Annotated in this window: 21 protein-coding genes and 1 tRNA gene; 7 read left to right on the top strand and 15 right to left on the bottom strand. The window is 54.4% G+C overall.

Annotated features, from left to right (window positions below; translation table 11 throughout):
* Window positions 1–20: 20 nt before the first annotated feature.
* The 4 genes from pyrG to rlmD all read right to left on the bottom strand — a co-directional run bounded on the left by pyrG (window position 21) and on the right by rlmD (window position 6844).
* On the bottom strand, window positions 21–1658 hold the full coding sequence (gene pyrG, locus AC07U6_RS07440) for a glutamine hydrolyzing CTP synthase (protein ID WP_205066073.1): 1638 nt from the start codon (window positions 1656–1658) through the stop codon (window positions 21–23).
* Window positions 1659–1858: 200 nt separating this feature from the next.
* Window positions 1859–2641, bottom strand: a complete 783-nt coding sequence (gene mazG / locus AC07U6_RS07445) for a nucleoside triphosphate pyrophosphohydrolase (protein ID WP_494763657.1) — start codon at window positions 2639–2641, stop codon at window positions 1859–1861.
* Window positions 2642–3262: 621 nt separating this feature from the next.
* A complete protein-coding gene (gene relA, locus AC07U6_RS07450; RefSeq protein ID WP_494763658.1) occupies window positions 3263–5497 on the bottom strand; it encodes a GTP diphosphokinase in 2235 nt (744 codons plus the stop codon).
* Window positions 5498–5527: 30 nt separating this feature from the next.
* The gene (gene rlmD, locus AC07U6_RS07455) at window positions 5528–6844 is read right to left on the bottom strand and encodes a 23S rRNA (uracil(1939)-C(5))-methyltransferase RlmD (RefSeq protein ID WP_494763659.1); all 1317 of its coding nucleotides are present in this window, start codon (window positions 6842–6844) and stop codon (window positions 5528–5530) included.
* Between the two features lie 131 nt (window positions 6845–6975).
* Here rlmD and barA point away from each other — a divergent pair, with 131 nt between their 5' ends.
* The gene (gene barA, locus AC07U6_RS07460) at window positions 6976–9705 is read left to right on the top strand and encodes a two-component sensor histidine kinase BarA (RefSeq protein ID WP_494763660.1); all 2730 of its coding nucleotides are present in this window, start codon (window positions 6976–6978) and stop codon (window positions 9703–9705) included.
* A gap of 41 nt (window positions 9706–9746) precedes the next feature.
* Here the strand turns inward: barA and AC07U6_RS07465 are convergent, their stop codons facing one another.
* The 5 genes from AC07U6_RS07465 to syd all read right to left on the bottom strand — a co-directional run bounded on the left by AC07U6_RS07465 (window position 9747) and on the right by syd (window position 13730).
* Window positions 9747–10895, bottom strand: a complete 1149-nt coding sequence (locus AC07U6_RS07465; RefSeq protein ID WP_494763661.1) for a glycerate kinase — start codon at window positions 10893–10895, stop codon at window positions 9747–9749.
* Between the two features lie 61 nt (window positions 10896–10956).
* Window positions 10957–11406 (bottom strand): flavodoxin, encoded by a 450-nt coding sequence (locus AC07U6_RS07470; RefSeq protein WP_494764542.1) that lies wholly within the window; start codon window positions 11404–11406, stop codon window positions 10957–10959.
* 15 nt (window positions 11407–11421) lie between these two features.
* A complete protein-coding gene (gene truC, locus AC07U6_RS07475) occupies window positions 11422–12201 on the bottom strand; it encodes a tRNA pseudouridine(65) synthase TruC (protein WP_494763662.1) in 780 nt (259 codons plus the stop codon).
* On the bottom strand, window positions 12201–12527 hold the full coding sequence (locus tag AC07U6_RS07480; protein WP_494763663.1) for a YqcC family protein: 327 nt from the start codon (window positions 12525–12527) through the stop codon (window positions 12201–12203). Before AC07U6_RS07480 ends, truC begins: the two co-directional genes overlap by 1 nt.
* A 648-nt stretch (window positions 12528–13175) precedes the next feature.
* The gene (gene syd / locus AC07U6_RS07485; protein WP_494764543.1) at window positions 13176–13730 is read right to left on the bottom strand and encodes a SecY-interacting protein; all 555 of its coding nucleotides are present in this window, start codon (window positions 13728–13730) and stop codon (window positions 13176–13178) included.
* Between the two features lie 120 nt (window positions 13731–13850).
* Here syd and queF point away from each other — a divergent pair, with 120 nt between their 5' ends.
* From queF to xni, 3 genes are all read left to right on the top strand, one after another.
* Entirely contained in the window at window positions 13851–14696 is an 846-nt protein-coding gene (queF, locus tag AC07U6_RS07490; protein WP_494763664.1) for an NADPH-dependent 7-cyano-7-deazaguanine reductase QueF, read from the top strand.
* 166 nt (window positions 14697–14862) lie between these two features.
* Window positions 14863–16227 carry a nucleotide 5'-monophosphate nucleosidase PpnN gene (gene ppnN, locus AC07U6_RS07495; RefSeq protein WP_494763665.1) on the top strand — a complete coding sequence of 455 codons (1365 nt, stop codon included), beginning with the start codon at window positions 14863–14865 and terminating at the stop codon, window positions 16225–16227.
* Window positions 16228–16266: 39 nt separating this feature from the next.
* A complete protein-coding gene (xni, locus tag AC07U6_RS07500) occupies window positions 16267–17028 on the top strand; it encodes a flap endonuclease Xni (protein WP_494763666.1) in 762 nt (253 codons plus the stop codon).
* Between the two features lie 159 nt (window positions 17029–17187).
* Here the strand turns inward: xni and rlmM are convergent, their stop codons facing one another.
* From rlmM to AC07U6_RS07520, 4 genes are all read right to left on the bottom strand, one after another.
* On the bottom strand, window positions 17188–18288 hold the full coding sequence (gene rlmM, locus AC07U6_RS07505) for a 23S rRNA (cytidine(2498)-2'-O)-methyltransferase RlmM (protein ID WP_494763667.1): 1101 nt from the start codon (window positions 18286–18288) through the stop codon (window positions 17188–17190).
* On the bottom strand, window positions 18281–18676 hold the full coding sequence (locus AC07U6_RS07510) for a DUF423 domain-containing protein (RefSeq protein WP_494763668.1): 396 nt from the start codon (window positions 18674–18676) through the stop codon (window positions 18281–18283). Before AC07U6_RS07510 ends, rlmM begins: the two co-directional genes overlap by 8 nt.
* A gap of 48 nt (window positions 18677–18724) precedes the next feature.
* Window positions 18725–19642, bottom strand: coding sequence for a transcriptional regulator GcvA (locus AC07U6_RS07515; RefSeq protein ID WP_105593915.1), 918 nt, complete (start codon window positions 19640–19642; stop codon window positions 18725–18727).
* A gap of 350 nt (window positions 19643–19992) precedes the next feature.
* A complete protein-coding gene (locus AC07U6_RS07520) occupies window positions 19993–20217 on the bottom strand; it encodes a YgdI/YgdR family lipoprotein (RefSeq protein ID WP_494763669.1) in 225 nt (74 codons plus the stop codon).
* Window positions 20218–20441: 224 nt separating this feature from the next.
* Here AC07U6_RS07520 and csdA point away from each other — a divergent pair, with 224 nt between their 5' ends.
* Both csdA and csdE read left to right on the top strand, forming a co-directional pair.
* Entirely contained in the window at window positions 20442–21647 is a 1206-nt protein-coding gene (gene csdA / locus AC07U6_RS07525) for a cysteine desulfurase CsdA (RefSeq protein ID WP_494763670.1), read from the top strand.
* Window positions 21648–21650: 3 nt separating this feature from the next.
* On the top strand, window positions 21651–22091 hold the full coding sequence (gene csdE, locus AC07U6_RS07530; protein ID WP_494763671.1) for a cysteine desulfurase sulfur acceptor subunit CsdE: 441 nt from the start codon (window positions 21651–21653) through the stop codon (window positions 22089–22091).
* 24 nt (window positions 22092–22115) lie between these two features.
* On the opposite strand, the gene tcdA is transcribed toward csdE, so the two are convergent.
* Window positions 22116–22919 carry a tRNA cyclic N6-threonylcarbamoyladenosine(37) synthase TcdA gene (tcdA, locus tag AC07U6_RS07535; RefSeq protein ID WP_494763672.1) on the bottom strand — a complete coding sequence of 268 codons (804 nt, stop codon included), beginning with the start codon at window positions 22917–22919 and terminating at the stop codon, window positions 22116–22118.
* Between the two features lie 51 nt (window positions 22920–22970).
* Complete coding sequence (gene mltA / locus AC07U6_RS07540) at window positions 22971–24119, bottom strand: murein transglycosylase A (RefSeq protein ID WP_494763673.1); 1149 nt, start codon at window positions 24117–24119, stop codon at window positions 22971–22973.
* A 204-nt stretch (window positions 24120–24323) separates the two neighbouring features.
* Here mltA and AC07U6_RS07545 point away from each other — a divergent pair.
* A tRNA-Met gene (locus tag AC07U6_RS07545) sits at window positions 24324–24395 on the top strand.

A 24395-nucleotide genomic window follows, 5' to 3' on the forward strand; every position in this document is an offset into this window, starting at 1 on the left:
TCAGGCGGTTATGAAAATACTTATTTTGCCAAACGCTTTTGGTACTCGCTGGCGGCTTTTACAAAGCCACTGAACAGCGGGTGTCCGTCACGAGGTGTTGAGGTGAATTCCGGATGGAACTGACACGCAACAAACCATGGGTGGTTAGGAATTTCAATAATCTCAACCAGCTGGTCATCCCCGGAGCGGCCTGCAACACGTAACCCCGCTGCTTCAATCTGCTTCAATAGCATATTGTTGACTTCATAACGATGACGGTGACGCTCAACGATGGTATCGCTGCCGTACAGCTTGCGCACCAGGCTATCGTCGGTCAGCTGGCACTGCTGGCTGCCCAGGCGCATGGTGCCGCCCAGATCGCTCTGCTCGGTACGCTGCTCAACGTTGCCTTCTTCGTCACGCCATTCGGTGATCAGCGCAACAACCGGATACTTACAGTCCGGTACGAACTCGGTAGAGTTAGCGCCTTCCATATGGGCAACATTACGTGCGAACTCCATCAGCGCAACCTGCATACCCAGGCAAATGCCCAGGTAAGGGATGTTGTTTTCGCGAGCGTACTGCGCGGTCATCAGCTTGCCTTCCACACCGCGATAGCCGAAGCCACCAGGGATAAGGATAGCATCCAGATCTTTCAGCACTTCTACACCGCGTGTTTCAACATCTTGCGAATCGATCAGTTTGATGTTGACGGTTACACGGTTTTTCAGGCCACCGTGTTTCAGCGCTTCGATCACGGATTTGTAAGCGTCAGGCAGTTCGACATATTTGCCGACCATACCGATGTTCACTTCGCCGCCCGGATTGGCTTCTTCGTAAATCACCTGCTCCCATTCGGCCAGGTTGGCTTCCGGTGCGTTCAGGTTGAAGCGTTTGCAGATGTAATCATCCAGGCCCTGAGACTTCAGCATGCCCGGAATTTTGTAGATGGAATCAACATCTTTCAGTGAGATAACCGCTTTTTCCGGTACGTTACAGAACAGGGCGATTTTCGCACGTTCGTTAGCCGGTACGGCGCGATCTGAACGGCAAATCAGCACGTCAGGCTGAATACCGATAGACAGTAGTTCTTTCACTGAATGCTGAGTAGGCTTGGTTTTCACCTCGCCCGCTGCCGCCATATACGGCACCAGAGTCAGGTGCATATACATGGTGTGTTCACGGCCCACGTCTACCGCCATCTGGCGGATCGCTTCGAGGAACGGCAGGGATTCGATGTCACCCACGGTACCGCCAATTTCCACCAGCACGACATCGTGGCCTTCACCACCTTCAATGATGCGTTCTTTGATGGCATTGGTGATATGCGGGATCACCTGAATGGTCGCGCCCAGATAGTCGCCGCGACGCTCTTTGCGCAGGACTTCAGAGTAAATACGGCCGGTAGTGAAGTTGTTACGACGGCTCATCTTGGTACGGATGAAGCGCTCGTAGTGACCGAGATCCAGATCGGTTTCCGCACCGTCATCAGTGACGAACACTTCGCCGTGCTGAGTTGGGCTCATGGTACCTGGGTCCACGTTGATGTACGGGTCCAGCTTCATGATGGTCACGTTAAGACCACGCGCTTCGAGGATGGCGGCCAGGGAGGCTGCGGCAATGCCTTTACCCAGAGAGGAAACGACCCCGCCGGTCACAAATATATAGTTCGTTGTCATGCTGAACCTGAGAATGTAGGTTTAAAGACGATGGAATGAATAACCAGGACGGGAAAACAGTATACCCGAAACCCCTGTTGCCGACAATTAATCGTTTCCATGTTGTGACTATTCCACCGCTTTTATCACTCTGAGACTACCTGATTTCTTAATTCAGGATGTTGATGTGCGTCACATTTTTGTTGAATCGTGTCAGCCAATTATTCCGTTGCTTTCACCTGCTGCCAGGCCGCTTCCATCTGTTCCAGCGTGGCCTGCGGCGTTTCCAGCCCCTGTTCGGCGATAATTTGTTCAACCTGACGGAATCGACGCTCAAACTTGATATTGGCTTTTTGCAGCGCGGTTTCTGCCTTTTTACCCAGATGACGCGACAGGTTCACCGTCGCAAACAGCAGATCGCCGATCTCCTCTTCCAGCTTGTCCTGATCGACAACCGCCTGCCGGGCTTCGTGCATCACTTCATCAATCTCTTCATAGACTTTACCCAGCACCGGCCCCAGCGTATCCCAGTCAAACCCAACGCTGTTACAGCGTTTCTGGATTTTATGCGCACGCATCAACGCAGGCAGCGCCTGCGGAATATCGTCCAGTACCGAGTACTGCGCTTTTTCCGCACGCTCGTCGCTTTTGATTTTTTCCCAGTTCACCAGCGCTTCCGCACTGTCGGCTACTTCAGCACCGGCAAAGATATGCGGATGGCGGCGCTCCAACTTATCGCTGATCGCGTTACAGATATCGTCGAAGTTAAAGCGTCCTTCTTCCTGCGCTATTTGAGCGTAAAATACCACCTGGAACAGCAGATCGCCGAGTTCACCGCGGAGGTCGTCGAAATCGGCGCGGTCGATGGCGTCGATAACTTCATAGGTTTCTTCCAGGGTATAGGGGGCGATGGTGGCATAGGTTTGCTGGCGATCCCACGGGCAGCCGTGTTCCGGATCGCGCAGGGTTTTCATGATGTCCAGCAGGTGATCAAGAGCGTTCATAGTAGTGAGTCCTTGTTATTGGAATAATCAATGGAATGAGAATAACCGTTATTGGGCTTGATGCCGCTACCCGTTTCGTGCCCGGGCGACCGTTATGGGGCAGAACATTCACCTTCATATCATCGTGTCGCTGCGAGCAAAAAACTACAGGCCTGTACGGTTAGCGATTGCGGGATTGTAGCAAAAAAGTGGGTACATATTGATGCCATGTCCGTTGCGTAGGCCAGACTTATCTGGCGCTGGAGCTTACCTTGCAGAGATATCGTGCCGTGACGATCAATCAAAGTGGTGCCGGTTGGCTATTACGGGTTCTGGAAAAAGTGAGACAGCAATAACGCTTAAACAGCCAACCGACAATGGGTTCACTGCAACGAGATACTTTCAAAGAAAAGTCAGGCCAACAGAGAAAATTCGGTTTAACTCGCAGCAACACAAAAGTCGTTAAGCAATCGGTGCAGGCGGACTTCGCGGACCGTCGGGCGCAAGGACGCGCCCGTCGAGCCTACAGGGAGGTATTCACGGCGAGTCCGCGAAGTCCGCCTGCACCGATAAGCCAGCCGCCGATCGTACCGCGACGATCAACATACCACCACGACGCAACCAGAAAATTATCCCCGATTATTAGTGCAGCCGCTTCGCATCAATAATATCCGGTACCTGATTCAACCGCGCCAGCACCCGGCTCAGCACCTGCTGATTGTAAATCTCAATATCCATATCAATCGTCGCCAGCTGCTTACGAGTATCGCTGTGGCTGGAAACGCCCAGCACGTTGACCTTCTCGTTGGCCAGAATCGTGGTGATATCACGCAGCAAACCGCTGCGATCGTTAGCCGTCACCCGTACCACCAGTGAATAACCGCTGGAATAGGTTTCCCCCCAGACCGCATCCACAATACGCTCCGGCGCGTGCGACATCAGATCGGCCAGCTGATCGCAGTCGGCGCGGTGAATCGAAATGCCGCGGCCCTGAGTGATAAATCCGGTAATGTCATCGCCCGGGATCGGCTGGCAACAGCGAGCAATATGGTGCATCAGATTGCCAACCCCCTCGACAACCACCCTGCCGCTCTCTTTACTGCGCGGCACGCTGTTCGAGGTTTTCTGAGTCAGCTGGCGCAGTGCTTCGCGATCTTCTTCTTCCGCACTCGGCTTATTCAGCTTCGACTGCAGATAGTTGCTCATCTGATTGAGGCGCACATCGCCACCGCCAATAGCCGCCAGCAGTTCATCGAGCGTGTTGAAGTTGTAGCGCGGCAGCAGCAGTTTCTCTGCGTCCCTCAGATTGATATCCAGATGATCCAGTTCATTATCCAGGATCTGCCGACCGGCAATAATATTCTTGTCGCGATCCTGCTTGCGGAACCAGGCATGGATCTTCGAACGCCCGCGGCTGGTAGTGACGTAACCAAGGTTAGGGTTCAGCCAGTCGCGGCTCGGATTCGGCTGCTTCTGGGTGATGATATCGATCTGATCGCCCATCTGCAGCTGATAGGTGAACGGCACAATGCGGCCACCGATTTTGGCACCGATGCAGCGGTGGCCGATATCGCTGTGAATATGATAAGCGAAGTCCAGCGGCGTAGAACCGGCGGGCAGATCCACCACATCGCCTTTCGGGGTAAACACATATACCCGATCGTCGAACACCTGGCTGCGCACTTCGTCGAGCATTTCGCCGGAATCGGCCATCTCTTCCTGCCAGGTAATCAGCTTACGCAGCCAGGCAATACGCTCTTCATGGCCGGACGCACCACGCACGCTGCCGCCCGTTCCGCCCTCTTTATACTTCCAGTGCGCCGCCACGCCCAGCTCGGCATCTTCATGCATCTGGCGGGTACGAATTTGAATTTCAACGGTTTTGCCTTTCGGCCCCAGCACCACAGTATGGATCGACTGGTAGCCGTTCGGTTTTGGGTTAGCGACATAGTCATCAAATTCGCTGGGAAGATGGCGATAAAGGGTATGCACAATCCCCAGCGCGCCGTAGCAGTCCTGCAGGCGTTCGGCCACGATGCGCACCGCGCGCACGTCGAACAGCTCATCGAAGGCCAGCGATTTTTTCTGCATCTTACGCCAGATGCTGTAGATGTGTTTCGGGCGACCATACACCTCGGCCTTAACACCCTCTTTGACGATTTCATCCCGCAGCGACTGCACGAACGTATCAATATAATCTTCGCGATCGATACGACGTTCGTGCAGCAGTTTAGCAATACGTTTGTATTCATCAGGGTGCAGATAGCGGAAGCAGAAATCTTCCAGTTCCCACTTCAGCTGGCCAATCCCCAGGCGGTTAGCCAGCGGAGCATAGATATTGGTACACTCTTTCGCCGCCAGTACGCGCTCATCTTCCGGCGCGTCCTTGACCTCGCGCAGGTGCGCAATACGTTCAGCCAGCTTAATCACCACGCAGCGGAAATCTTCCACCATCGCCAGCAGCATGCGGCGAACGTTATCGACCTGTTCAGAGGCCATGGAGTCGTTATGGGTGGCTTTCAGCTGGCGAATAGCATCCATATCACGCACGCCGTGGACCAGCGAGACGATAGGCTTACCGAAATGCTCTTCCAGCACGTCTTCGGTGACGACATTGGCATCGGCCAGCGGGAACAGCAGCGCCGCACGTAATGTCTCATTGTCCATGCTGAGCATGGAGAGAATTTCCACCATTTCAACACCACGCCACAGCAGCAGCGCGGCATCGGGGTGCCCTTTGGTCGCGGTTTCACAATAGCGCCAGGTATCGGCCAGTCGTTCACATGACTGCTGGTTAGAGATGCCCAGACTGGTGATCCATTGGTCGAGGGCAAACTCGCCAGCCGTATTCAAATGTGCACTTCTTACCGCAACCATATCCTCTCCTGGCATAGCCCCGTTCAGGGCTTATTTTCGGCTAAACAGCACCATGGATTCCAGATGCCCGGTATGTGGAAACATATCGAGCATTGTCACCCGCTCCAATTGGTAGCCGGACTTCAGGAGTACCTGACTGTCCCTGGCAAGTGTTGTCGGGTTACAGGAAACATAGACCACGAGTTCCGGCGCAAGTTTAACAATATGCTCCATCACTCCGGCCGCTCCGGCGCGCGCCGGGTCCAGTAACACCTTATTGAATCCTTCGCCAGCCCAGGGCTGACTTGTCACGTCTTCTTCAAGGTTATGCTGGTAAAACGCGACATTGTTCAGATTATTTAATGCTGCATTATACGCAGCCTTTGCCACTAATGCTGCAACACCCTCCACACCCACGACATTTTCAGCCAAATTTCCCATAGGCAGGGTAAAATTTCCCATTCCGCAGAACAGATCCAGCACCCGATCCTGCGGTTGCAGATCCAGCCACGCCAGCGCACGGGCCACCATCTGCTGATTAACTTCATCGTTAACCTGGATAAAATCTCGCGGACTGAAGGTCAAACCTAACGGACCGGAATGGATAACCGGCATTTCTCCGTTAAGTTGCTCCAGAGTCTCACTATCCGGCGCAAGAAACAGCAACAGTTGATGTTTATGCGAAAACTGTTCCAGTTTTTGACGATCTGCAGCGCTGAGTGCATCAAGATGACGCAAAACCAGCAGCGGACCGTTATCTGCCAGCACCAGTTCAACGTGGCCAAGTCGCCTGACGGCCTGCAACCCGCTTAACAATAGATGGAGCGGCTGAATTAACGCATTAAGTTCGGGCTTCAAAATGGGGCACTGGGTGATACTGACCAAATCACTGGAGGCCTGCTCGCGAAACCCCATCTGCAGAGTTTGCGTTTTTACCTGATAATTCAGGCTCAGACGCGCGCGCCGCCGATAGCCCCACGCCTGGCCGGAAATAATATCATCCACCGCAACCGGTGAACCGCTCTCCTTTGAAAGCATATGTGCCAGCGCGCTGGCTTTACTTTGCTGCTGTAACTCAACCGGTACATGCTGCTGCTGGCAGCCGCCGCAGCGACTATAATGCGGACAGCAGGGCTGAACACGCTGTGGGCTGGCCGCGAGAATTCGCTTAACCGAACCCCGGGAGTACTGGCGCTTATCTTCACTGATTTCAACTTCAACCTGTTCACCAGGTAGTGCTCCCTGCACAAAAAGCGCTTTGCCATTATGGCGTGCCACGCCCTGACCAAATGCATCAAGGTCATTAACGACAACTGTTATTTTCTGGCGGGTCGTCACGCGCCGTTTTGCAGAGTAGAATTGCGCCATTATTTCATTGCTTCTCAAACGTAGTGCCGAAAAAAATCGGCGTAGCCTACCCTGGCGAGTGATGGAATTCGACCTGTACAGGATAAAATGTCGCAGGAAAGTGGAGCAAGCCGTTTCTCACAGGGAATACTATGACTAAATACAGCCTGCGGGCGCGAATGATGATTCTGATCCTGGCACCAACGCTGATGATCGGACTGCTGCTCTCAACGTTTTTTGTGGTCAACCGCTATAACGAATTACAGAGCCAACTCACCGACGCCGGGATCAACATTATTGAGCCACTGGCGGTATCCAGCGAATATGGCATGACCTTCCGCAGCCGTGAATCGGTTCGCCAGCTGGTCAGCCTGCTCCATCGGCGCCATTCAGATATTGTTCGGGCTATTTCCGTTTTCGACGATCACAACAGGCTGTTTGTGACGTCAAACTACCTGCGAAACCCCGATCTGCTGCGCTTGCCTGAGAATACGCCGCTCACTGCTCGCTACCTGAAAGAACGTCACGGTAATTCGGTGATCCTGCGAACGCCGATCCTGTCGGAAAGCTACTATCCGGACGAGTCGCCAGGCTGGGATGCCAAACCAACTGGTAATCCGCTGGGCTACGTTGCGATTGAACTCGATCTGCAATCCGTCAGACTACAGCAGTATAAAGAGGTGTTTATCTCCACTCTGCTGGTGCTGCTCTGCCTCTGTATCGCCATGCTGTTTGCCTATCGCCTGATGCGCGATGTGACGGGACCAATTCGCAATATGGTTAGTACCGTAGACCGCATCCGCCGCGGCCAGCTCGACAGCCGGATGGAGGGCTACATGCTCGGCGAGCTGGATGTACTGAAAAACGGCATAAATTCGATGGCCATGTCGCTGACGGCCTATCACGAAGAGATGCAGCAGAATATCGATCAGGCCACCTCCGATCTGCGTGAAACGCTTGAGCAGATGGAAATTCAAAACGTCGAACTGGATCTGGCAAAAAAACGGGCGCAGGAAGCGGCACGAATTAAGTCTGAATTCCTTGCCAATATGTCCCACGAACTGCGTACACCGCTTAACGGGGTGATCGGTTTTACCCGCCAGACGCTGAAAACCACGCTCAACTCAACCCAACGCGACTATCTGAATACCATCGAGCGGTCGGCCAATAACTTGCTGAGCATCATTAACGACGTGCTGGACTTCTCCAAGCTTGAGGCCGGTAAGCTGGTGCTGGAAACCATTCCGTTCCCGCTGCGCGCCACGCTGGATGAAGTGGTAGTACTGCTGGCGCAGTCGGCCCATGAGAAAGGGCTGGAGCTGACGCTGAATATTCAGAGTGACGTACCGGATAACGCCATCGGTGACCCGCTACGTATGCAGCAGATTATTGTGAACCTGCTCGGTAATGCGATAAAATTTACCGAGCGCGGCAATATCGATATCCGCGTGGAGAAACGCGCGTTAAGCAACAATCGCATGGAACTGGAAGTGCAAATCCATGATACCGGCATCGGCATTTCTGAAAAACAGCAATCGCAGCTGTTCCAGGCCTTCCGCCAGGCGGATGCCAGCATTTCCCGCCGTCATGGAGGCACCGGCCTGGGGCTGGTCATCACGCAAAAGCTGGTGAATGAAATGGGCGGAGAAATTTCCTTCCACAGCCGACTGAATCACGGCTCCACCTTCTGGTTCCACGTTAATCTGGAGCTGAACCCGAACGCCGCCAGCGATCCCCACATGCTCGACTGCCTTACAGGCCAGCACCTGGCCTATGTTGAATCAAATACTGCCGCGGCTCAGGCGATGCTGGATATGCTGAGTGCTACGCCGATGAAAGTCAGTTACAGTCCGTCGCTCGCCGGTTTACAGGAAACGCATTACGATGTGCTGCTGCTCGGATTACCGATTGACGTACATAACACCGAGGAAATCACCTGTGAACAGCTGTCGCCAATGCTACAGCGCGCCGACAGCCTGATCCTGGCGCTGCCTTTCCAGATGCAAATCTATGCTGAACAGCTGAAAGCGCGCGGTGTAACCGCCTGTCTCATCAAGCCCCTTTCTATGGCCCGCCTGCTGCCAATCCTGGTGGAGCACCACACGCGCGACATTCCCCCTCAGTCCGGCAGCTCCCGCCTGTCGATCCGCGTTATGGCTGTAGATGATAACCCGGCTAATCTGAAGCTCATCGGTGCACTGCTGGAAGAGCTGGTGGAACATATCGTCCTGTGCGACAGCGGAGAATCGGCTATTCAACAGGCAAGGCAGCAGAATCTGGATATTATCCTGATGGATATTCAGATGCCGGATATCGACGGTATCCGTACGAGTGAGGTCATACGCGAATTACCTCAGCATCAGAACACGCCGATTGTTGCCGTCACGGCACACGCACTGGAAGGCGAACGTGAGAAGCTGGCTAAAGCCGGTATGAATGACTATCTGGCCAAGCCGATTGATGAACAAAAGCTGAGTCATCTGCTGGCGCGTTATCTACCCGCCAGGAAAGAAACCCTGCTGCTGCCACAAGGTGGCCCCGTATCGCTAGACTGGGCACTGGCGTTACGTCAGGCTGCGAATAAACCCGATCTGGCACGCGATCTGCTGCAAATGCTGGTAGATTTCCTGCCGGAGGTCCGCACGCTGGTGGAGCAGTATATGGAAACCAATAACCCGGCAGGCCTGCGCGACATCATTCATAAACTGCACGGTAGCGCCAGCTACAGCGGCGTGCCGCATATGAAAAAGCTTTGTCAGGAGCTGGAGCAGAGTTTAATGAAACATGAGGATATCACCGCCATTGAGCCTGAATTGCTCGAGCTGCTGGATGAGATGGATAACGTGGCGCAGCTGGCCAGAAAACAGTTGAAAATATCCTGAACCTGAGCCCGCTGAGCGCGGCGGGTTCAGATCTACGCTGTTCAGTTGACGGAAACACCCCGTCCGGCGGACAGCGTTGCCGCGACATTGCGTGCGGTCAAACGCACGTTTTCTGCCGCTTCCTCTAGCGCCTCATCAAGGCTACAAATCCGATAAATCACACTGAATACGGCATCAAGACCGTGCTGATGCACAACGCCAACATCACTCGTCAGACTGCCGGCAATAGCAATCACCGGTTTATTGTAACGTTTGGCAATGCGCGCCACGCCGACCGGCACCTTACCGTGAATGGTTTGACTGTCTATGCGCCCTTCACCGGTGATCACCAGCGTGGCATCCCGAACAATCTCATCCAGCCCGAGGGCATCGGTCACGATCTCAATGCCCGGGCGCAGCGCGGCCCGGCAAAAAGCATACAGCCCGGCCCCCATGCCACCTGCGGCACCGCCGCCGGGAATGTTAACTACATCCACCGCCAGATCCCGCTGGATTATCGCGGCAAAATGCACCAGTGCCGCATCTAACTGGCGAACATGCTGCGGGGTTGCACCCTTTTGCGGACCAAATACCACCGAAGCCCCCTGCTCACCCGTCAACGGGTTAGTCACATCGCAGGCAACCTCGATACGGCAGCGGGCAATGCGCGGGTCAAACCCACTGATATCAATATTAGCCAGCTGGGCCAGTGCAGCACCCCCGGGGCCAATTTCCTCGCCCTGATTATTAAGCAGTTTTGCACCCAGAGCCTGCACCATACCGGCACCACCGTCGTTGGTCGCGCTGCCGCCAATACCGATAATCAAATGTTCAATACCGCTGTCCAGCGCGTGGCGGATCAGCTCACCGGTTCCCCAGCTGGTGGCACGCAGGACATCACGACTGGCGGGCGGAACCTGTTCCAGTCCACTGGCCGCCGCCATTTCAATAATTGCGCAGCACCCGTCACCGGAAAGGCCATAAAAAGCATCAACGGGATTGCCAAGCGGACCGGTAACGCGAAGCGGGATGATTTTCCCCTCCGTCGCGGCAACCATCGCTTCAACAGTCCCCTCACCGCCATCGGCAACCGGCAGTTTGACGTAGTGGGCATGGGGGAATATTTCGCGAAAACCTTTTTCTATCTGCGAGGCAACATCCAGTGCAGAGAGGCTTTCTTTGTAAGAGTCTGGAGCGATAACAATTTTCACAGGCTATCCCATCAGCGGATGAAAGCAGGGCGACCCGGCTGGGCCGCCCGATGAGCATTGACTAGCTAATCAGCTTAGCCCACTGCTCCACCCACGGCGAGGTCACTTCTTCCGGCTCCGGGTTTTCACCGGCATCCACCAGCAGCATATCGCCAACACGAACGGCGCTTTGTTCCTGCAACAGTGCGTCAAATTTCTTGCCCGCACCGCAGAAATCGTCATAGCTGCTGTCACCCAGCGCAATAACGCCGTAACGCAGGGTTGGCTGGTAGCCGAGGCTGTCTTTAATACCATGGAATAACGATGCGATACTGTCCGGCAAATCACCCTGCCCGGTTGTGGATGTAATCACCAGCGCGACCTGTCCTTCATAGCGCTTCCAGTCATCCAGCTTAGGATCTTCAAAAATCTTCACCTGGTGACCGGCTTCTGCCAGCAGCGGCTCTGCTTCTTCAGCCACCAACAGCGCGTTTCCGTATACCGTACCAACAAAAATGCCTACCTCAGCCATCATTCTCTCCGGATGCTAAATTTGCCCACTATCCTGCGGGGTTTCCTCGTTTAACTCAACCCTGGGAACCTCAGGGAGATAATTCTGCCAGCCAAACTGCTGCATTGCCCGCTGCCATACCCCGTCCAGCCCGGCACGCAGTTCAAGCGGCTCACCGGTGACTGGATGAGCTAACTCTAGTTTGCTGGCATGCAGCATCAGCCGGTTCATACCAAAATGCTGCGCCGCGCTGCGGTTTTGCTTCAAATCACCGTGGGCACTGTCGCCGATAATCGGGTGCCGAAGGTGGGTCATATGGCGACGAAGCTGGTGTTTACGGCCGGTCTGCGGCAGCATTTCCACCAGCGAATAGCGTGAGCTGGGATAGCGGCTGACCGCTATCGGCTGTTCGGTGGTTGCCACGCCGCGCCAGTGCGTTGTGGCAGGCTGGGGGGCTTTATCCGGCTGGCTAAATTTGTCGGCAATTTTGTCCAGCTCTTCGGTCAGAGGATAATCCAGCAGTTCATCCCCCTCCAGCCAGCCACGCACCACGGCATGATAGATTTTCTGGATTTGATGCTGCTCAAACTGCTGCGACAGCAGGCGGGCCGTTTCGCTCGACAGTGCCATCAGCAGGACGCCCGAAGTGGGGCGATCGAGCCGATGAACGGTGTAAACGTGCTGGCCGATTTGATCGCGCACCGTCTGCATCACAAATACTGTTTCGTGGCGATCCAGCCAGCTACGGTGCACCAGCCAGCCGGAAGGTTTATTGACGGCTACCAGCCAGCGATCCTGATAGATAATTTCCAGCATCAGTTCGGTGACTCAAACAGCTGGTCAATGGCATTCAGGCAGTGCAGCAGCTGCGCGCGCTGCAGGATGTCGCCTTCCAGCGCCACTTCATAATAAGGGGCGATAGCCAGCGTCACCGGCAAAGGCGCTCCTGCATCCAGCAGCGCCTGCATACGCGGCAGGAAAATCCACTGCAGCCACTGCGGCGGGGTCATGGTATCCACACAGAAAGGTTCTACGCTGGCAAAGGCCTCGCTATCAGGAGCGTAGGATTGCCACAGGCCACAGGACTTAAGCTGCTGCTCAATGGCCTGCAAACGTTCCTGAACTTCGAGTTCACGGCTCATGATTCACCTCTTAGAAATGTGCCAGGAAAAGGGCGCAAAGAATATACCTATCGCGGTGAGAGCCGCAACTCCCGCCATCACGTTAAGATTAGACGCTCACCCCCTGAAAAACAGGCATAAAAAAAGGGAGCACTGTAAAAACAGTGCTCCCGGTTCGTTTGCAGCTATCCTGCTACCTTAATGCTCCCTGCTCATCCATGAAAACTTTTCCATGCGCTATCCTGAGCGAATGCCTTCCTGGCAGTAATCCTTTGATATCCATAACCACCGCCATCCTGTGCGGCTCACATTCTCCGTCCTGGAGGTGTCCCTTACCTCATCCTGAGGTGTCCTCGCTTCATCTGTGAAGCCTTTCCCTGCATCATCATCCCGATGGGTCCCACTCGTTCCATGAGCACATCATCCTGACGTTCATCTCGATGTTCTGAGTGTCCTTCGTGACGGAGATAAGTTTGCCAGACTGAGATAAGCAAACAAGATACCTTTGAGCCCTTTTTCGTTGATTGAACGGAGAAAGCTCAAGAAATAAATCATAACATCATGATATATTTGAATATTGTTTTTATGATGCATGAAATGTCTGGGCGATCCATAGCGATCTCTTACATCTGGCGTAAGACATCTCTCACAAAAAGGATCACCACAGTCTTAAGAAGCTGAGGTATGGGGTTGTAAATAATTAAGAAAACTCTCAAGAGAGGGCGCGATTACCTGCTTTTTCTGTGTGCCTAACTGTTCAATGATGACCTCACCGCTGAGATTACATATCGAGACCACTTCCAGCTCAGACTCAGTAGTTGCGATAAATAAAGTCGGGGAATGCTTCAAACGCCGCTTCATGACCAGATGGCCGATCAGGTTCTCCTGAACGCGGGTAAAGTCCTCTACGCTCCACACTTGTACTAAAGACAGCGCCCTTCCGTCATAAGTTCCGGCCATATCACCGGCAAATTGTGCGGTATAGAACGCCGCAACTTCGGGCTGAAGTTCAATATCGAGTGCACGTTCAACCGCATCCAGATTTTTTGGCAGCGTGAAGGGCTGGGGCAACCACCACACTTCATCTTCATGGGTTGCCACAATACACGGTGAGGGAATACCGTAAAGATCGCTACTGGCTGGTGCATGACCGGTCTGCTGCTGCCACTGTTCACAGTAACGCAGGGTAAAATCATTTAACGCCTGGGGGGTTTGTTCAATCATTCTTTTTTCACTCTTTCCTGGCTGAGGTACACTAGCGCCCACTATTGCCCGGAGCACCTCCGGACGGATGACCGACGAATTCGCAACAGCGCCTGCCAGTACGGGCGATAAGGTAACACGATGTCTCGCTACAACAATCATCAGGCACTTGAGGGCCTGACGCTGGGTAAACCAACAGAATACCACGACAGCTACCAGCCTGCGCTGCTGCAGGCGGTTCCGCGCAGCCTGAATCGTGAACCTCTGGGGTTGTATCCTGATAATCTGCCTTTTAGCGGCGCAGATATCTGGACGCTGTATGAATTGTCCTGGCTAAACTGCAAGGGGCTGCCGCAGGTTGCCGTCGGGGAAGTTTCACTGTCGGCAGACAGCGTAAATCTGATCGAATCCAAAAGCTTCAAACTGTATCTCAACAGCTTTAACCAGACTCAGTTCAGCGACTGGGGGGAAGTCCGCCGTACGCTGGAACGCGATCTCAGCGCCTGCGCCGAAGGCGAAGTCAGTGTCGCACTGTTCCGCCTGCAGGAAGTGGAAGGCCAGCCAATTGGCCACTTCGATGGCTACTGTATTGATGAGCAGGACATCGTTATCGACAGCTATGAATTTAACGCCGACTATCTGCGTGATGCTACCGACGGTGACATCGTGGAAGAGCAACTGGTCAGCCATCTGCTGAAATCCAACTGCCTGATCACCAACCAGCCTGACTGGGGATCGGTGCAAATCAGCTATCGCGGTCCGCGCATCCAGCGTGAAGCTCTGCTGCGCTACCTGGTCTCATTCCGACACCACAATGAGTTTCACGAACAGTGCGTTGAGCGTATCTTCAGCGATATTCTGCGCTTCTGCCAGCCGGAAGCCCTGAGCGTTTACGCCCGCTATACACGGCGCGGCGGTTTGGATATCAACCCGTGGCGAACCAACGTCGATTTCAAACCCGGCCGCTCGCGGTTGGTGCGTCAGTAATTGTCATGTTGAGCACGTATCCTGTTGTTAAACATCATCAGACAGGGCTAATCTGAAGGGAGGCAGCGGCTTAGCTGCCCAGGATTATGACCAGGGTGGCCGTGATGTATCCTGTCGCGGCTGCCGTGGAGTTACCGCTCACCCTGGCGGGTGTAAAGGAGTTCAATTGATTACACAAATCAGCCCACTCGGCTCAATGGACCTGCTTTCCCAACTGGAAGTCGATATGCTGAAGCGCACAGCCAGCAGCGATCTCTATCAGCTATTCCGTAACTGCTCTCTTGCCGTACTTAACTCCGGAAGCCAGACCGATAGCAGCCAGGAGCTACTCTCCCGTTTTGAAAGTTTCGATATCAATGTGCTGCGCCGTGAACGCGGCGTAAAGCTTGAACTGATTAATCCCCCTGAAGATGCCTTCGTTGATGGACGCCTGATTCGTGCGCTACAGGCCAACCTGTTTGCCGTCCTGCGCGATATTCTTTTCGTTAACGGACAAATTGATAATGCCGGGCGTTTACAGCAGCTGAACACCGACGACTCGGTGCATATCACTAACCTGGTATTCTCGATTCTGCGCAACGCACGTGCGCTGCATGTGGGCGAAGAGCCAAATACCGTGGTGTGCTGGGGCGGCCATTCAATCAACCCCATAGAATATCAGTACTGCCGCAGCGTCGGTGCCCAGCTTGGCCTGCGCGAGTTAAATATCTGTACCGGCTGCGGACCTGGCGCGATGGAAGCGCCAATGAAGGGAGCCGCGGTCGGCCATGCGCAGCAGCGTTACAAAGAAGGCCGCTTTATCGGCATGACCGAGCCGTCAATTATTGCCGCCGAGCCGCCGAATCCGCTGGTCAACGAGTTGATTATCATGCCGGATATCGAAAAACGGCTGGAAGCGTTTGTGCGCATCGCACACGGTATTCTGATCTTCCCGGGTGGGGTGGGGACGGCGGAAGAGCTGCTCTATCTGCTGGGTATTCTGATGAATCCGCACAACCACGATCAGGTACTACCGCTGATCCTGACCGGGCCTAAAGAGAGCGCCGATTACTTCCGCGTGCTGGATGAATTTATCGTCACCACGCTGGGCGAGCAGGCCCGCAAACACTACAGCATCATCATTGATGATGCGGCCGAAGTCGCACGGCAGATGAAAAAAGCAATGCCAAACGTGAAAGAGTATCGTCGTGAAACCGGTGATGCCTACAGCTTTAACTGGGCGTTGCGCATTGCACCAGACCTTCAGATTCCGTTCGTGCCCAGCCACGAAAACATGGCCAACCTGAACCTCTATCCCGATCAGCCAGCGGAGCAGCTGGCCGCCGCACTACGCCGGGCGTTTTCAGGTATTGTTGCGGGCAACGTCAAGGATGTGGGTATTCGAGCAATTAAAGAGAGCGGCCCGTATAAACTGCACGGCGACCCGCAGCTTATGCACCGTATGGATGAACTACTGCAGGGCTTTGTTGCCCAGCAGCGCATGAAGCTACCGGGCAGCACCTATGTCCCCTGCTACGAAATCATTAAGTAACCCTGCGAGCGGCCTGCGGGCCGCTCAGGACTCTTGTTTATGTCTGTTCACCTGTTAATTATCGATGCGTTGAATCTGATTCGGCGCATTCACGCGGTTCAGGGATCGCCCTGCCAGGAAGCCTGCCTGAATGCGGTTCGCCAACTGCTGCTGCACAGTCAGCCCACCCACGCCGTAGCGGTGTTTGACGATGAAGAACGCCAGGAAAGCTGGCGGCATCAACTACTGCCGGATTACAAAGCCGGGCGTTCACCGATGCCTGATTCACTGCGCGATGAGATGCCGCTACTGCGGGCCGCGTTCGCCAGCGTGGGCATTGCCAGCTGGCACTCTGCCGGAGATGAAGCCGACGATCTTGCCGCCACGCTGGCCAGTAAGGTTGCGTCCGCCGGCCACCAGGTGACGATTGTTTCTACTGATAAAGGCTACTGCCAGCTGCTGGCCCCGCAGATCATGATCCGCGACTACTTCCAGAAACGCTGGCTGGACGTGCCGTTTATTGCCGCCGAGTTTGGCGTGGCCCCCACGCAGCTTACTGACTACTGGGGGCTGGCAGGGATCGGCAGCAGTAAAATTCCGGGCGTTGCCGGGATCGGAGGAAAAAGTGCAACGCAGCTGCTACAGCAGTTCGGCACGCTGGCCGAAATCTACCGCCAGATAGATGCCGTGCCCGATAAGTGGCGTAATAAATTGATTGAGCATCAGGAAATGGCCGAGGTTTGCAAGCAGGTAGCCACGCTGAAAATCGATTTGCAGCTGGAGGGTAATCTGAAGGAGTTAAGGTTACCCGTCAGGGGCTAAGCGCTGGCTTATGGCTGCCTGGCTGTAAACACACCGGACAGTACTTGTCCTGAAACAGCCGCACTCTTGAGTTATGCACTTTTGAGACGGGTAAACTAAATGCCTGCCGTAGCGTTACAGCAGGCACACTCGATACGTTGACTCAGGCTGTAAAATCAATCAGCGCTCGTCGCGGCGGCCCGGAATGGCGCTCCAGATACGACGAATATGCACTGTCACCTCCTCACGATCGTGATACAGCTGACGTGCCTGAATCTGGGCATTGATCCCTTCAGCCTTCAGCTTTTCTTCAATCATCGCCAGGTTCTGCGAAACTTCTTCATAGCGCTTTTTCATCGGCAGCTTGAGATTGAAAATGGCTTCCCGGCACCAGCCGTTCAGCAGCCAGTCAACCATCAGGTTGGCCACGCGCACCGGTTTTTCTACCATGTCGCAAACCAGCCAGTAGTTATTGTTACGAGTTGGACGGTACTTGAAGCCGTCTTCACGCTGGTGGAATACCTGCCCGGTATCCATCAGGCTCGGTGCCATCGGGCCGTTATCCACCGCATTCACCATCATGCTGCGCTTCACCAGCTGATACGTCCAGCCGCCAGGGCAAGCACCCAGATCGACCGCCCACATCCCGCTGGCCAGGCGCTCATCCCATTCATCGGCAGGAATAAAGACGTGGAAGGCTTCTTCCAGCTTCAGGGTAGAACGGCTTGGCGCATCCGACGGGAACTTAAGGCGCGGAATACCCATAAAGAACGGCGAATTGTTATGCGACAGCGAGTAACCAACGTAGCAATAACCCGGAGCGATAAAGAACACGTGGACCACCGGGCGCTTCGCGCTCTCGTAGTTCAGCAGTACACCGGCTTTACGCAGGCTGGCACGTAGCGGTACGGTGAACTTACGGCAGAACTTCAGCAGCTCTTTACTGGCGTTGGTATCCGGCACCTCGACCCGTAGCTCCCCGCCTTTTTCCACTGCACCGGTCAGCATGCCAACCACCGGAGTGATGCGGTCTTCCTGCGGTAAATCACGCAGCAGCTCACCCACCACAATCATTTGGCGAGCAAAAATCAGCTGGCTGAACTGCAGCTCGTTAATCAGCTTTTCCGCTTCGCCCTGCTGATAGCACTCAAACAGTACGTAGGCGGAATCTTCTTTCACCCGGGCGAAGCCATATACTTCCCGCTCGGCGGCCTTTTCCGTGATTTCCGCGGCACACTCTTTTTCAAAACCCTGACGGCAATACAGTAAAACTTTATTCATGGCGTTCTGCCTTTTTGTTCAGACGCAGTGCGCCAATCAACATCAAAATCCAACCGACCAGGAAGCAGGTGCCGCCAATCGGTGTAACATATACCCAGACCTTCAGGTGTGACAGCGCCAGGCAATACAGGCTGCCGCTGAACAGCACCGTGCCCAGCGCCAAAAATGCACTGCTCCAGTAAAACCAGATATTGGCACGACGCAGCATTGCAGCGCCGATGCCGAGGATCGCCAGGGTATGAAACGCCTGGTACTCCAGGCCGGTCTTCATCCATGACATCTCTATCGCACCCAGAGATTTACTAAATACGTGGGAACCAAACGCCCCAAGTGCGACGAAAAAGAGGCCACTAATCGCTGAAAAAATCAGCATTACACGACTGGACATTCGGTAGTTCCTCAATCAAACCTGCGGTGATTGCCGCGTTCTGGCTGCTTATTGTTCATAGCGAAAGCGAAATTTTTCTTGTTCGCTCGCCGCTTTCGCCAGTATCCATTGACGGAAGGCGGCTATTTTACCCAGTTCTGCCTGACTGTCATGACAAACCAGATAAAAAGCATTTTTACTGACTAACACATCGTTAAACGGGCAAACCAGGCGACCCGCTTCAATTTCACTCTGCGCCATCACGTTATTCGCCAGCGCCACGCCCTGGCCGTGAATGGCGGCCTGAAGCACCATGGCACTGTGGCTGAAAATCGGCCCCTGCTGCACGTTAATCGCATTCAGCCCCAGCTGCCGGGTATAGGCCTGCCAGTCCCGGCGCGATGCATCATGCAGTAAGGTGTGATTGCTCAATACGGCGGGTGACGTCAGCGGATGTTCACCGGTTAACAACTGTGGCGAACACACCGGCAGCAAATATTCCGCATAGAGCTTTTCCACACGCAGCCCCGGCCAGTTGCCGCGACCGTAGAAAATCGCTACATCAACATCGTCGGCCAGTTTCTCTTCATCGCGATCTACCGCCTGGATACGGACATCAATCCCCGGATAAGCTGAGTTAAAGCTGGTCAACCGGGGAACCAGCCACTGAATGGCGAAACTCGGCAACAGGCTGACGGTCAATGCTCCCTTGGCACTGCGCGCCTGAAGCTTGCGGGTAGCGTCGTTCAGCGCGGTAAAAATCTCTTTAATATCGAGGTAATAACTCTGCCCTTCTTCGGTCAGCAACAGCGACCGGTTGCGGCGACGAAACAGCTTCAGGCCAAGAAAGTCCTCTAATGACTTAATCTGATGGCTGACGGCAGCCTGAGTCACAAAGAGTTCTTCTGCGGCTTTGGTAAAACTGAGATGACGCGCGGCAGCATCGAAAACACGCAACGCATTAAGCGGTGGTAGACGTTTAGACATGGTAGATGGGCACTTTTGATTCACAGCCTGAAGTTACTTTGCAACACAGAGTAACGTATTAGTTTTTTTTATCCGAGACATTATAATTTGTCCGTTGAGGAACTACCAGCAAATACCTATAGTTGCCGCACTTCCTGAGCCGGAACGAAAAGTGTTTTGGACTTTCGCGTTAACACGCTGAATTTTTAGGGCTTTTGGCTTGTGGTCGTGATGTTGTGTTTGCAATTGACCTGACTAATTTAAGGTCTGGTAGCCCGGCTACCGTTTATTTCTGTAGATTTACCCTGTCTGTCCATAGTGATTTTTATAGCACCGCAAATTGCGGTGCTTTTTTTATTGCAGAGCAAAAATTACTGTCCCATCTCCGCCATCTCTTTCACATCTGAACGGTTAATCTGCTGCTTGTTGCCATTCGCGTCTTTGTAGCTGATCATACCGGTATCGTTATCGACCGAGGGTTTACCGTCAGCAACAATCGTGCGTCCATCATTCGTGTGCATCACATAGTTGCTTGAACAGGCAGCCAGAGTGAACACCATTGCACCTGCGACCAGGACTGCGGCTAATTTTTTCATCCTTATCTCCTTGCAGATAGTAATGCGAGAAACTACCCGCCAAACGACTTGTAAACCGACAAATGACGATAAAAAAAACTGACAAGACGGTTCTCTTATGCGGGTAATAGCTTAAAGCATGCAATATTCAGCATAACCCGCTTTTTCAGCTTTGCCAGGAAACCGCTATTTTTTAAGCCTTATCCTAATTAAATCCACTAACCCGCAGGGTTAATGAGGAGTGTATGAAGTCATTTACCCCGCAGCAGTTCCGTCAGCAGTTTCCTGCGCTTAACGAGACCGGCTGTTACCTGGACAGCGCCGCCACCGCCCTTAAACCGCAGGCGGTCATTGAGGCCACGGAACAGTTTTATCGCCTGAGTGCAGGCACTGTTCACCGCAGCCAGTTTGCTGCCGCCCGCCGCCTGACCGAACGTTATGAGAATGCCCGTAGCCAGGTGGCTGGCCTGCTTAACGCAGCCGATGCCCACAGCATCATCTGGACGAAAGGCACTACCGAAGCCATCAACCTCGTTGCCCAAAGCTACCTGCGCCCCCGACTGCAGCCGGGAGACGAGATCCTCGTCAGTGAGTCAGAACATCATGCCAACCTGGTGCCCTGGCTGATGGTGGCAGAGCAGACCGGCGCAAAAGTGATTAAGTGGCCGATTGGAGCGGATCGCCTGCCGGACATGGCACAGCTTCCTGCACTGCTTGGCCCGCGCACGCGGCTACTGGCTATCGGGCAAATGTCTAATGTGACCGGCGGTTGCCCGGATCTGGCGGCAATCATCCTCCTTGCCCATGCGGCAGGCGCCAAAGTGATGGTTGACGGCGCGCAGGGGATCGTTCACTACCCGCCGGATGTTCAGGCACTGGATATTGATTTTTATGCTTTTTCCGGCCATAAACTGTACGGTCCGATGGGGATCGGTGCGCTGTATGGTAAACCCGACCTGCTGGTGCAGATGTCGCCGTGGCAGGGCGGCGGAAAAATGCTCACCACCGTCAGTTTCGATGGCTTTACGCCACAGGCCGTACCCTGGCGTTTTGAATCCGGTACGCCAAACGTCGCCGGTGTCGTCGGCCTGAGCGCGGCGCTGGAGTGGCTGGATAGCATCGATATCGCTGTGGCAGAGCGCTGGTCCTGCGATCTGGCAGATTTAGCGGAAGCCCGGCTCTCTTCGCTACCTGGTTTTCGCAGTTTCCGCAGCAGCGGCTCCAGTCTGCTGGCCTTTGATATTGCCGGCGTGCATCACAGCGATGTGGTAACGCTGCTGGCCGAAAGCGGTATTTCGCTTCGATCCGGCCAGCACTGCGCCCAGCCTTTACTGGCGGCGCTGGGCGTCAGTGGTACACTGCGCGCCTCATTTGCCCCCTATAATACCCTTTCGGATGTGGACGCGCTGATTGCGGCCATGTCCACCGCCCTGACACTACTGGCAGACTGATTAATGAGTACAGAAACGCTTGCGCCACACCCGTTTGGTACACAAATTACCCAGACATCCCTGCTTGAGCAGTTCTCCGCCTTCAAACAGTGGGAAGATCGCTACCGCCAGCTGATTCTGTTAGGTAAGCAGCTGCCTGCCATGCCAGATGCCCTGAAAAGCAATAGCATTGAACTTAGCGGTTGCGAAAATCGCGTCTGGCTGGGGCATCAGCGCATGGCCGACGGCAGGCTGCATTTTTACGGGGATAGTGAAGGGAGAATCGTTCGCGGTTTGCTGGCGGTGCTGCTCACCGCCGTGGAAGGCAAAACTCAGAGCGAGCTGCTGCAGAACGATCCGCTACAACTGTTTAGCCAGCTGGGGCTGAAAGACCAGCTGAGCTCTTCGCGCAGTGCCGGACTTCAGGCGCTGGCGGATGCGGTCATTCGGGCGGCAAAGGAATAAACAGAAAATAGCATTTCGGGCACGCTATTCAGCGCGCCCGGCCTTCGCTATCATTTTTTTCAGCACGTGCGAGACCGCAACGAAGCCAAAGGTGGCGGTCACCATCGTGGCCGCGCCAAACCCGACCGAACAGTCCATACGCTTGGGCCCCTCGGCGGTAGTGCGCGATGCGCAGACCGAACCATCCGGCTGTGGATACTTCAGCGCCTCGGTAGAAAATACACAATCGATGCCCAGTTTGCCCTTGCTGCCTTTGACAATGTTAAAGTCGCTTTTCAGCCGCTCACGCAGCTTGGCAGCCAGCGGGTCCTGAATAGTTTTTGCCAGATCCGCGACCTGAATCTGCGTCGGATCGATCTGCCCGCCTGCGCCACCGGTGGTCACCAGCGGCACTTTATTACGGCGGCACCAGGCCAGCAGCGCCGCTTTGGGCCTGACGCTGTCAATGGCATCAATCACATAGCTGAACCCCTGCCCCATCAACGCTGCGGTATTGTCCGGCGTAATAAAGTCATCAACACAGGTCACCCGACATTCCGGATTGATTTTCAGAATTCGTTCCGCCATCACCTCGGTTTTTGCCTTACCGACATTATCCTTTAGCGCATGGATCTGACGATTGGTATTGGTCACGCAAACATCATCCATATCAATCAGGGTAATCGCGCCGATACCGGTACGCGCCAGGGCTTCTGCCGCCCAGGAGCCAACGCCACCAATGCCGACAACGCATACATGGGCGTCGGCAAACAGCTGCAACGCGGACTGACCGTACAGGCGCGCCGTACCGCCAAAACGTTGCAGCCAGGCGTCAGATAAAGCAGTCATTTATTAATCCTCGAAAAAAACGTCGGGCCGGCTATCCGGCCCGTGATGGGCTTACTGGCTGGCCAGCAGCGAGCCCTGAGTTCGGTTTTGCGTGGCGGCAGAAGAGAACAGCGGCATACCGGTTCCCGGTGCGGCTTTCAGCACCCAGACACGACCATAGTGATTATACCATCCCGCCATGTGTCCGGCTTCCGGGCCAATGCCCTGGTATATATCAAAATGCTGCCCTTTAATTGCGCCGCCGACATCCAGCGACACCATCATACGCATCTCATATTTTCCGGTGAACTTACCGTTGTTGTCCAGCAGTGGGATCTCAGTCAGCAATGCAGTACCCGGCGGGATCAGAGAACGGTCAGCTGCCACCGAGGCTTTCGCAATAAGCGGTACCGCACTGGCTCCTCGAACCGGTGCAAAATTCTCCGGTTTGAAGAAGACAAACGAAGGGTTCTGCTCCAGCAGTTCACGCACCTGTTCCGGGCTGTGCTCCTCGCCCCATTGACGAATGGCTTGCATAGACATGTCTTCACGCTTCACCTCGCCACGATCGATCAACACCTTGCCAATACTGCGGTAGGGATGGCCGTTCTTGCCGCCGTAGCCGAAGAACATCAGCGGTCGTCCATCCCCGTAGTCAACATAGCCGCTACCCTGCACATCCATAATGAAGTTATCCATCAGCGAATTACTCCAGGCCGCAATATAGCGATCCCCTAGCGCACCGCTGTAGATCTGCGCCCGGCTGGGCAACTTACCCTTCCCGCGCGGCGGCATGCGATAAAGAGGATACTGGAACTCCCCCTGGCGGGTGTAGCGTGCCTGAATGACCGGCGTGTAATAGCCGGTAAACTGCACGTTGCCATAATTATCTGCCCCTTCCATCTGGTAAGCATCAAGGCCGAACTGGCGCAGCTGGCGAGTATCACCACCGGCCATCAGCCAGCTCTGAATCGCACTGTAGGTGCCGGACTGGCGTGAATACATGGCAGTTGATGTAGAACGGATCTGCGAAACCTGCTCGGCAAAGTCTTTGCCGTTAACCGGGCGTCCTTTCGCATTGGGCTGGTTAACCAGAGCCAGCGGCTGATCCAGCTTACCGTCCTTATACTGCTGACCGCGATCGGTCGGTTTTGATGAACACCCAACCAGCAACGCCATCAGCGTACCGGTCACCAGATATTTAGCCCAATGTCCTTTCATTCTTTATCTACCTTTATGCAGAAACCCAGCGCGAAGATAGCAAAGCCACTGGCATAATTAAATGCGACATCGGCTCCAGAGCTCTGATTTGTGCAACATTTCACCATCTGGTTCAAATATTGAGTGGAAGGCACGGTTTTTCCCACTTATCGTAAAAAAGGGGTTGCAAGAAAAACCATGCGGCGTATAGTGCGCATCCACGGACGCGGGATGGAGCAGCCTGGTAGCTCGTCGGGCTCATAACCCGAAGGTCGTCGGTTCAAATCCGGCTCCCGC

It is taken from the genome of Erwinia sp. GW821-FHT03D09 (assembly GCF_059420805.1).

Bases quoted from the DNA above. Each gene is read 5' to 3' on its own strand.
- pyrG (WP_205066073.1), bottom strand. From the start codon at position 1,658: ATGACAACGAACTATATATTTGTGACCGGCGGGGTCGTTTCCTCTCTG.
- mazG (WP_494763657.1), bottom strand. From the start codon at position 2,641: ATGAACGCTCTTGATCACCTGCTGGACATCATGAAAACCCTGCGCGAT.
- relA (WP_494763658.1), bottom strand. From the start codon at position 5,497: ATGGTTGCGGTAAGAAGTGCACATTTGAATACGGCTGGCGAGTTTGCC.
- rlmD (WP_494763659.1), bottom strand. From the start codon at position 6,844: ATGGCGCAATTCTACTCTGCAAAACGGCGCGTGACGACCCGCCAGAAA.
- barA (WP_494763660.1), top strand. From the start codon at position 6,976: ATGACTAAATACAGCCTGCGGGCGCGAATGATGATTCTGATCCTGGCA.
- AC07U6_RS07470 (WP_494764542.1), bottom strand. From the start codon at position 11,406: ATGGCTGAGGTAGGCATTTTTGTTGGTACGGTATACGGAAACGCGCTG.
- truC (WP_494763662.1), bottom strand. From the start codon at position 12,201: ATGCTGGAAATTATCTATCAGGATCGCTGGCTGGTAGCCGTCAATAAA.
- AC07U6_RS07480 (WP_494763663.1), bottom strand. From the start codon at position 12,527: ATGAGCCGTGAACTCGAAGTTCAGGAACGTTTGCAGGCCATTGAGCAG.
- syd (WP_494764543.1), bottom strand. From the start codon at position 13,730: ATGATTGAACAAACCCCCCAGGCGTTAAATGATTTTACCCTGCGTTAC.
- queF (WP_494763664.1), top strand. From the start codon at position 13,851: ATGTCTCGCTACAACAATCATCAGGCACTTGAGGGCCTGACGCTGGGT.
- xni (WP_494763666.1), top strand. From the start codon at position 16,267: ATGTCTGTTCACCTGTTAATTATCGATGCGTTGAATCTGATTCGGCGC.
- rlmM (WP_494763667.1), bottom strand. From the start codon at position 18,288: ATGAATAAAGTTTTACTGTATTGCCGTCAGGGTTTTGAAAAAGAGTGT.
- AC07U6_RS07510 (WP_494763668.1), bottom strand. From the start codon at position 18,676: ATGTCCAGTCGTGTAATGCTGATTTTTTCAGCGATTAGTGGCCTCTTT.
- AC07U6_RS07515 (WP_105593915.1), bottom strand. From the start codon at position 19,642: ATGTCTAAACGTCTACCACCGCTTAATGCGTTGCGTGTTTTCGATGCT.
- AC07U6_RS07520 (WP_494763669.1), bottom strand. From the start codon at position 20,217: ATGAAAAAATTAGCCGCAGTCCTGGTCGCAGGTGCAATGGTGTTCACT.
- csdA (WP_494763670.1), top strand. From the start codon at position 20,442: ATGAAGTCATTTACCCCGCAGCAGTTCCGTCAGCAGTTTCCTGCGCTT.
- csdE (WP_494763671.1), top strand. From the start codon at position 21,651: ATGAGTACAGAAACGCTTGCGCCACACCCGTTTGGTACACAAATTACC.
- tcdA (WP_494763672.1), bottom strand. From the start codon at position 22,919: ATGACTGCTTTATCTGACGCCTGGCTGCAACGTTTTGGCGGTACGGCG.
- mltA (WP_494763673.1), bottom strand. From the start codon at position 24,119: ATGAAAGGACATTGGGCTAAATATCTGGTGACCGGTACGCTGATGGCG.